Source organism: Niveispirillum sp. FG156 (genome assembly GCF_057809555.1).
Window position 1 is genome coordinate 1 of sequence record NZ_JBMDKE010000081.1, and the last position, 8,148, is coordinate 8,148.

Here is an 8,148-nt window from a genome sequence, read left to right on the forward strand (position 1 = left end):
GGCCCCGGCCTTCGCCGGGGAGGCAATCTATGAGTTTCAATGGGTTAGAAAGACCATACCCTGAATCTCAACACACCCTAAGCCGCCTGTTCAGCGTCAATTACTGCCTTCAGTTCCACCGCCGGGTCGGCGGCGCGGGCGGGATCGATGGGCCTGCCGCCGGTAATCAGGGCCTTGGCCTGGATGAAGTCGCGGGCATTGTTCAGGCAGTCGATGGCGATCAACCGCCCGCCGCGCAAGTACAGGACGGAGAAGCCGGGGGCGGCGGCATCGCCGCGCACCAGGACCTGATCATAATCCATGGCCAGACCCACGGCCTGCATCTTCACATCATATTGGTCGGACCAGAACCAGGGCAGGGCGGCATAGGGCTTTTCCAGGCCCAACAGCGTATCCGCCGCCACCTTGCCCTGATCGACCGCGTTCTGAACCGATTCCAGGCGGATGGCCCGGCCTGCGAAGGCATTGGGATGCAGGGCGCAATCACCGATGGCAAGGATATGCGGGTCTGGCGTCCGGCACAGCGCATCCACCACCACCCCGTTGGGACAGGGCAGGCCGGCCAGGGCCAGCGGTTCGACATTGGGGATGATGCCGATGCCGACAATCACGATATCCGCCTGGATCAGGCTGCCATCCGACAGTTCCACCGCCGTCACCCGGCCTTCACCCTGCAGGGCCGATACCTGGGCCGACATGCGGACATCCACCCCGTGACGGCGATGCAGCCCGGCATAGAAGGCGGAGACAGGCGGGGAGGTGACGCGGGCCAGCAACCGTTCCTGCGCCTCCAGTACCGTCACCTCATGCCCCAGGGCGCGCAGCACCGCCGCCGTTTCCAGGCCGATATAGCCGCCGCCCACGATCACCACGCGCGCACCCGGCACAAGATCGGCCTTCAGCGCATCGATATCGGCGATGGTGCGGATGGCATGCACGCCGGCCAGATCGGCCCCCGCACAGGACAGTCGCCGAGGCCGCCCGCCTGTGGCCCAGACCAGTTTGCCATATCCGATCCGTGCGCCATCCTCCAGGCTCAGGGATTGTGCCGCCCGGTCCACCGCCGTTACGCGCCGACCGGTCAGCAGACTGACCTGCTTTTCCTGCCAATATTCCGGCTTGCGCAGGGCCAGACGTGCCGCGTCGCGTTTGCCGGCCAGATATTCCTTGGACAATGGCGGGCGTTCATAGGGGGCGGCGCCTTCATCCCCGATCAGGGCGATGGACCCGGCAAAGCCACCCTGGCGCAGCGATTGGGCGCATTGCGCCGCCGCCTGTCCGGCCCCGGCGATGACGATATCGTAGTCGGTCTGGCCCATGCCAACGGTCCTTTGCAAGAAGACGCATCCGTCCCGTTCCCAACCATACGGGCCGTGGGATCAGGAATAGGCGATATAGGGAAAGCGCGCGACCCTTATTCCGCCGCGCGCTGCCCGGTCAGGGAGATATATTCGGCGAAGATGTCGCCCTGGATCGTCGTATGCTGACGCAGACGGCGATAGGCGATTTCCGGATCGCCCTGCTGCACCGCCTCCATGATGGCGGCATGGTCGCGCAGGTTCTCTTCCGCCCGGCCCGGATAGTTCAGCTGATAGCGGCGATAGGGAACAAGCTGCAGGGCCAGCTTGTCGGTCATTTCCACCAGCACGTCATTATGGCTGCCCCAGACCAGCAGCTGATGGAACTTGCGGCTGGCCGCGTAATATTCGTCCTGGCGACCGGCATTATAATGGTCTTCGGACTGCTTATGCACCTCGGCCAGCTTGGCCTTCTCTTCCGGCGACATGCGGCGCGCCGACAGCTTGGCGCACAGACCCTCCAGCTCCGACATGACCTCAAACATATGGATCATGCGGCGGATATCCATGCTGGCCACGACCGCCCCCTGGCGCGGCCGCTTTTCCACCAGGCCGGATTCCACCAATTGCAGCACCGCCTCTCGCACGGGCGTGCGGGAAACGCCGAACCGGGTGGCAATGACTTCCTCATCCAGGCGCGAACCGGGACGCAGGCGGCCCATGAAAATGTCCTGTTCCAGGGACACACGCACATGTTCGGCATGCGTTACGTGTGTGGGCTTGCTCATCAATCCTCCGCCGCGCGGCACCCGCGCTTGGCCATTTCCGCCTCTGCCGATGCCGCCGCCATCGCAACCCGTACAAGGCGCCATCCCTGTCATGTATCGGTCATGGTGGACGACAAGTCAAGCCGTCGCAGCGCATCCTGAATACGGATAAGGCATCTTGTGCATACATTACCGATGATAACGCGACCGGATACGCTCGCCCGTCCGGGTCGGGAGCTATGCCGAACAGGCGGAATTCCGGCTCACTCCTTGTCCATGCCATCGGAAAACCAAACTTCCTGCATCAACGCACAATTTCCTGTTTCGTATACATTGCGCGCCGTTAAAAAATATTATACAGTCCGAACCGTATTCAGAAAATGCCCGCCCTGAACGTCTGTGGCGGGGCCTTGTATCCGGCGATGCCGCCGGAATTCCCAGAATGATCCGCCGTGAATGCGGATGACAGGAAAAGAGCCGCCGAAGCGCGGCGATCAGGGAGGATAAGTCGATGTCACGGAGATACCGTGTGGCAGGGCTGGGCCTGTGCGCCAGCGCGTTCGCCATGCTTGCAACCATGCCCGCCGCTATCGCGCAGCAGGCCCCCGCATCCGGCACGGAGGTGGCACAGGCCGCCCCGGCGCAGGCCATCGGTCTGGAAGAGATCGTGGTGACGGCAAACCGCCGGCAGAGCAACCTGCAGGAAACGCCGGTGGCCGTGTCGGCCTTTACCCCGGCCATGTTCGACGCGGCCCCGCCCAAGGATCTGGGCGATATCGCGGCCTATGTGCCCAACTTCTCCGCCGCGCGCGTCACCGGCTTCAACGCCGCCTCCTTCGCCATGCGCGGTGTGGGGCAGGTGGACATCATCGTCTATTCAGAGGCGCCCGTGGGCGTGATGCTGGACGATTTCGTGATGCCCAGCGTGCAGAGCCAGCTTCTGGACACGTTCGACGTGGAGCGGGTGGAGGTGCTGCGCGGACCACAAGGTACGCTGTTCGGCAAGAACACCACCGGCGGTGTCGTCACCGTATACACGAAGAAGCCATCCCTGACCGATCAGGCCGGCGAAGTACAGTTCACCGCAGGCAGCTTTGGCACCCGCGCGGCCAAGGCATCGGTGAACCTGCCGCTGGTGGAGGACAAGCTGGGCGTGCGTCTGGTCGCCGCCTATAACAAATCCGACGGCTATTACAAGAACGGCGCCTGCTACGGCCCCGTGCCCGGCAGCAATGCGCGGGGTTGCGGCGATGGGTCAAAGCTGGGTGGCGAAGATATTTTCAACGGCCGCGCCAAGGTGCTGTGGAAGCCGGTGGAAAATGTCGAGGCCTTGTTCCAGGTGGAACGCGTGCGCGACAATTCCGACAGCGTGCCCGTGGTCAACACCACGCCCTCGGACAGCCGCTGGGCCTTCTATAATCTGGGCTTCAGCCAGGATGCCGGCGACCCGCTGGACCATGCCGGCATCACCAACCGCGATGACAGCCTGCTGAACATGTCGGACGGGCATCAGGTGGATGTCGACGGCTATTACAGCACCATCAACTGGGAAGCCGACAAGGTTACGCTGACCTCCGTCACCGGCTGGCGCAAGCAATATTCGCAGCTGCCCAGCACCTATACGGGTGAGGTCGGCCCCATCTCCCTGTTCGATGCCAACCGCACCGACCTGCGCAAGACCTTCCAGCAGGAATTCCGCATGGCGTCCAACTGGGACGGCCCGGTGCAGATGGTGGCCGGCGGCTTCTATCAGAAGAACGACGTGAATTTCTGCGTGGCGCAGATCCTGGGCTTCCTGGACCTGTTCGGCACACAGCTGCCGTTTGGCACCTTCAACAATAACCCGCAGGTCCTGTGCAATCAGGAACGCCAGAAGGCCTATGCCGCCTATGGCGACGTCACCTGGGAGGTCAATGACAAGCTGACCCTGATCGGTGGCGCCCGCTGGACCAAGGAGAAGAAGGCCTGGGCCGGGCGCAACCAGGTGTTCGTGCAGGCCCTGTCCGGCACCTTCGACCCGAATTTCACCTGGAACAAGCTGGGCAAGCTTCTCAATGCCGGTGATTTCAACAAGTATCCGACCGGCGTGGTGCGCGACAGTGAGAGCTGGTCCGAACCCACCTGGCGGGCCAGCGCGTCCTACAAGGTCACCGACGATCTGATGGCCTATGCCACCTATTCGCGCGGTTTCCGTTCGGGCGCCTATAATGATCAGACGGGCACCACCGGCGTGGCCATCCCGGCCCTGGCCGCCCGCCCGACCAACCCGGAACTGGCCGACAGCTATGAAGCCGGCATCAAGGCCGACTTCCTGGATAATCGCGCCCGCCTGAACGCCACCGGCTTCTATGTGAACTATAAGGACATGCAGCGCGGTCTGGTCGCCACCCTGACCAATTCCTTTGGTCAGCAGGTGCAGGAGACCCGCTTCTTCAACGCCGGTGAGGCGACCGTGAAGGGGCTGGAACTGGAAGGCAGCATCCTGCCGACCGAAGGCTTGGAAATCCGTGGTGTTCTGGGCTACCTGGACGCCAAGTATGACAAGTTCGAAGCCGATACGAATTTCGACGGCAAGATCGATATCGACTTCTCCAACCGCCCCCTGAACCGCGCGCCGAAATGGCAATGGACCCTGGACGCCACCTACACCATGGATCTGGCCGACAAGGGCGAGATCTTGTTCAACGGCGCCATCCAGTTCGAGGATGAAAACGGCTATGTCTATTCCGATGTCAGCCCGGAATTCGACAGCAAGCTGGTCAAGAAGACCCTGCTGAACGCCGCCATCACCTGGCACGACGCCGATGGCCGTTACACGGTGCAGGCGGTGGGCCGCAACCTGACCGACAAGCGCTACAACACCGCCACCAACGTGGTCGGCTCGCTCTGGACCTTCTCCACCTACGGCCCGCCCCGCTATTACGGCCTGACCCTGGGGGCGAAGTTCTAGAGCGAACTTCTTTCGACTGGAAAAGCGTTTTCATCGTCATCCCGGCGAAAGCCGGGATGACGATGGGGGGGAGATTCCAGTCAACGTAAACCCGATCTAAGGTTTCCCCCTCGAAGCGTGAACTCCCGAGAGGCGACCTGGGGGCCGGTGCAAACCGGCCCCCTTTTTCTTTGGGTGTATCAGGAACCGTAAAGCTGGGCGTGCGTACCCACCCGAATGAACGTCACGGTGACATAGCCCCCGTCTTCGATGAAGACGATGCGCAGGTCAAAACCGGCGCTGATGGCCCGATGTCCCGCAAGGACACCTTTCAGGGGATGATTATACAGTTCAGGGGCGTGCGGGTTGCTGCAAAGGGCCTTGATCGCCTTCTCCACCGCTATCTGCTGATGCGGCTGCAGCCGGCCAAGCTGTTTGATGAATTTCCGGTGGAAGCGGATTTCCATGCTCACCCGGCGGCGCTGCTCCGCTGACGCCGCAGATAGGCGATGGCGGCATCCGCGTCCTTGAAGCCAGGGGAAAGGTTCTCGCCCCGTTGTGCTTCACCGGTAGCCGCCAGGATTTCCTGTTCTTCGGCTGGCGTGAAGCCGTTCTCTGTCAGGACTTCCTCGACATGCACACGCACCAGCGCGTCCGGCGAAATGCCGGGCCGCAGCTTTGCCGGAACATCCCGGGCGCGATAGACACCCGCCGGAAGGGTCGGCTTTGTCGGGGCGGAACGCATGGTTTCAGGTCCACAGGCTCAATGACGATCAATAGTCGGACATTGCCGCCGCCCTGTCAAACCCACCCGCCGCTGACCTCACACCACGTTGAAATGCTCCGGCACGCCGCCGGGCCAGACGGTGCCCCACATCTGCATGCCGCCATCGATGGTCAGCATCTCGCCGGTAATGAACTTGCCCGACGGGGCGACCAGATAGATCACACCCTCCGCCACGTCCCAGGCATTGCCCATGCGGCGCATCGGGTTGGTATCGGCAAAGCGCGCGGTGGCCTCTGGCGGATAGACGTTGAAACCCTCCGTCGCCACCGTGCCCGGCGCCACGCAGTTCACGCGGATATTCAGCGGCGCCCATTCAGTGGCCACCGTCTTGGACAGATAGATCACGCCGGCCCGTGCGGCACAGGTATGGGCCGCCTGCGGCATGCCGCGTTCGACATAGGCCACGATATTGACGATGGACCCCGCCTCTCCCCGGTCGCGCCAGCGCTTTGCGGCGGCCTGCATCATGTGCCAGGTGCCGTTCAGGTTGGTGTCGATGACGGCGTTCCAGCCCTTCTTGGAAAAGTCGATGGCCGCCTGCGGGAACTGTCCGCCGCCATTATTCACCACATGGTCGATGCGCCCGAATTCCGCGATGGTCCGGTCCATCAGCGCATCCACCTGATCGGGGTCGCGGATGGTCATGGGCATGATGGCGATGTCGCGGCCCAGATGCCGGCGGATGCCGTCACGCGTCTCCGCCAGCTTCTCCTCCCGCCGGCCACAGATCATGACCTTGGCACCCAGGCGCGTGAACAGATAGGCCATGGCCCGGCCCATGCCACTGCCCCCACCCGACAGCACCACCACCTGGCCGTCCAGCAGGTCCGGGCGATAGACGGTGGGCAGGGCGGCCAGTTGCTCGTCGCTGAAACCCCATTGTCTGGCTTCGGTCATCTCTTTTTCTCCGTTGCAGGCGACCCTTGCTCCCTCACCCTCCCATTGGCTGGCACCAACGGGCCCCTCCCTCTCCCACCTTCGTGGGCGAGGGGCGAAATTTTATCCCCTCGCCCGCATCGCGGGAGAGGGAGGGGCCCAAGCCGGAAGGCTTGGGAGGGTGAGGGTTAGCTGTCCGTTACCCATCCAGCCGCCCGATAATGGCGACCGATGTGATGTTGCGGTTGGGCAGGCCGCCCAGATTGTGGGTCAGGCCGAAGCGCGGGTCGGGCAATTGCCGTTCGCCCGCACGGCCCTGAAGCTGCAAGTAAATCTCATAGACCATGCGCAGGCCGGTGGCACCGATCGGGTGCCCGAAACATTTCAGGCCGCCATCGATCTGACACGGGATCTTGCCGTCGCGGTCAAAGAACCCGTCCATCACGTCGCGCACGGCCCCACCTTCCGGCGACAGGCCCAGATCCTCCATCACCACCAGTTCGGTGACGGAGAAACAATCATGCACCTCGATCAGCGACAGCTCTGCCCGCGGGTCCTTGATCCCCGCCTCCTCATAGGCGCGCCGGGCCGCGATGCGGGTGGTCAGGGTATAGGACCCGTCCCAGGACCCGTGCGCCAGTTCCACCCCGTTGCTGGGCGCCAGTTGCAGCGCCTTCACGGTCACCGGATTATGCTTGCCCAGCGAGCGGGCAATCTCCGGCGTGGTGACGATGGCGCACGCCGCCCCGTCCGACACGCCCGCACAATCGAACAGGCCCAGCGGATAGGCCACCATGCGCGCATCCAGAACCTGCTGCTCGGTGATGGGATTGCGCAGATGCGCCTTGGGGTTCAGCGCACCGTTGGCGTGGCTTTTGACCGAGATATGGGCCATGGCGCGTTTCAGGTCGGCCATGTCCGTGCGCGTGCGCGCGGCATAGGCGGCGCCCAGCTGCGCAAAGCCGCCGGGGGCCGTATTCTGCGGCAGCCACAGGTCTTCAAACGTGCCCTTGGTGCGTTCCGGCAGGCCGCCGAAACCGGTATCCTTCAGCTTTTCCACGCCCATGGCGATGGCGATATCGCATGCGCCTGCCGCCACCGCATAGACGGCGCCGCGCAGCGCCTCCGTGCCCGTGGCGCACAGATTTTCCACCCGTGTCACGGGGATGTTGGGCAGGCGCAGCGCCATGGACAAAGGCAGGGCCGATTTGCCCACGCTCTGTTCATCAAAGAACACGCCCATCCATCCGGCCTGGATGTCGGCTTTGTCGATGCCGGCATCCTTGATGCACTCCTGGAACGCCTCCAGCATCAGATCGTCGGGACCTGCATCCCAGCGTTCGCCGAACCGCGAACAGCCCATGCCGATGATCGCCACCTTGTCGCGGATACCTTTGGCCATGATCAGGCCCCTCCTTTATACGCGTCCGGGACGCTCATAACCCTCACCCTCCCACGCCTTCCGGCGCGGGCCCCTCCCTCTCCCTGCCA

At 63.4% G+C, this 8,148-nt stretch carries 7 protein-coding genes; 1 reads left to right on the plus strand and 6 read right to left on the minus strand.

Annotated elements, in window-relative coordinates:
* Positions 1-77: 77 nt before the first annotated feature.
* Together ACODSP_RS27980 and ACODSP_RS27985 are read right to left on the minus strand one after the other, a co-directional pair.
* Entirely contained in the window at positions 78-1,319 is a 1,242-nt protein-coding gene (locus ACODSP_RS27980) for an NAD(P)/FAD-dependent oxidoreductase (RefSeq protein WP_488968786.1), read from the minus strand.
* Positions 1,320-1,414: 95 nt separating this feature from the next.
* Positions 1,415-2,086 carry a GntR family transcriptional regulator gene (locus ACODSP_RS27985; RefSeq protein ID WP_488968787.1) on the minus strand — a complete coding sequence of 224 codons (672 nt, stop codon included), beginning with the start codon at positions 2,084-2,086 and terminating at the stop codon, positions 1,415-1,417.
* 490 nt (positions 2,087-2,576) lie between these two features.
* Between ACODSP_RS27985 and ACODSP_RS27990 the strand changes: the two genes are divergently transcribed.
* Complete coding sequence (locus ACODSP_RS27990; RefSeq protein ID WP_488968788.1) at positions 2,577-5,015, plus strand: TonB-dependent receptor; 2,439 nt, start codon at positions 2,577-2,579, stop codon at positions 5,013-5,015.
* Positions 5,016-5,194: 179 nt separating this feature from the next.
* Here ACODSP_RS27990 and ACODSP_RS27995 read toward each other — a convergent pair whose 3' ends face one another.
* From ACODSP_RS27995 to ACODSP_RS28010, 4 genes are all read right to left on the minus strand, one after another.
* The gene (locus ACODSP_RS27995; protein WP_488968789.1) at positions 5,195-5,461 is read right to left on the minus strand and encodes a type II toxin-antitoxin system RelE/ParE family toxin; all 267 of its coding nucleotides are present in this window, start codon (positions 5,459-5,461) and stop codon (positions 5,195-5,197) included.
* A 2-nt stretch (positions 5,462-5,463) separates the two neighbouring features.
* On the minus strand, positions 5,464-5,739 hold the full coding sequence (locus tag ACODSP_RS28000) for a hypothetical protein (RefSeq protein WP_488968790.1): 276 nt from the start codon (positions 5,737-5,739) through the stop codon (positions 5,464-5,466).
* A gap of 78 nt (positions 5,740-5,817) precedes the next feature.
* Positions 5,818-6,678 carry an SDR family oxidoreductase gene (locus tag ACODSP_RS28005; RefSeq protein WP_488968791.1) on the minus strand — a complete coding sequence of 287 codons (861 nt, stop codon included), beginning with the start codon at positions 6,676-6,678 and terminating at the stop codon, positions 5,818-5,820.
* A 178-nt stretch (positions 6,679-6,856) separates the two neighbouring features.
* Positions 6,857-8,059: an acetyl-CoA acetyltransferase gene (locus tag ACODSP_RS28010; RefSeq protein WP_488968792.1), complete on the minus strand. Its 1,203-nt coding sequence runs from the start codon at positions 8,057-8,059 to the stop codon at positions 6,857-6,859.
* Positions 8,060-8,148 lie beyond the last annotated feature (89 nt).